Source organism: Halocola ammonii, assembly GCF_049334165.1.
In the GTDB taxonomy this organism is placed as follows: Bacteria; Bacteroidota; Bacteroidia; order Flavobacteriales_D; family Sanyastnellaceae; genus JBEGHD01.
Window position 1 is genome coordinate 1 of sequence record NZ_JBEGHD010000038.1, and the last position, 842, is coordinate 842.

Annotated in this window: 1 protein-coding gene; it reads right to left on the reverse strand. The window is 44.7% G+C overall.

The window, feature by feature from the left end; translation table 11 throughout:
* A partial coding sequence (locus ABHV44_RS16145) for an HYR-like domain-containing protein (RefSeq protein WP_459075749.1) occupies positions 1-842 on the reverse strand: 842 nt, incomplete at both ends.

Genomic DNA, 842 nt, shown 5'->3' on the forward strand with positions numbered 1-842 from the left:
TCAACTACTGTGATTACCTGTACTGCTGTACTTGCATTTCCACAGTCATCTGTTGCTGTGAAGGTACGTGTTACCACATATTCTTGTGGGCACTCACCATCTGCAACTTCATCTGAAGATGTGATTGTCACTTCACCACAGTTATCGAAAGCTGTTGCTTCGTCTGTTGGAAGATCCTGGTCACACTCGATAGTTACATCTTGTGGAACTACTTCGAATACTGGAGCAGTTGTGTCTTCCACATTGATTGTCCATGTCGCTGATGTGCTGTTGTCACAGTTATCAGTTATAGTCCATGTACGCTCAATTGTGTACTGACCTGCGCACTCACCTTCAGTGATTACTTCACCGTTGTATTCTAGAGTTACATCTGTACAGTTGTCTGTGTATTCTACTTCCAGTCCTTCGTTAGATGGTACCTGGTCGCATTCTACTGTTACATCTTCTGGGAAGAGCACAAACTCTGGAGCTACCTCATCAACAAGATCGATGATTTGCTCGAAAGTTGAGCTGTTTCCGCACTCATCAACTGCTGTGTACAAGCGGATGATACGTCCTGCGCATCCTCCTGATACACCTTCGTCCTCATAAGTAAGAGTCACCTCACCGCAGTTGTCTGAAGCTTCTACCAAAATAGACTCGTCTACCATATCGCATGGCATTTCTACTTCGATTTCACCTTCAATTACTGGAGCAGTTGTGTCAACAATTGTGATCACCTGTACGGCAGTTGATGTGTTTCCACACTCATCTTCTGCTGTGAATGTACGTGTGATTGTGCTTGCTTGTGGGCAATCGCTTCCAGCTGATACTTCATCTGAAGAAGTTACAGTTACAGCTCC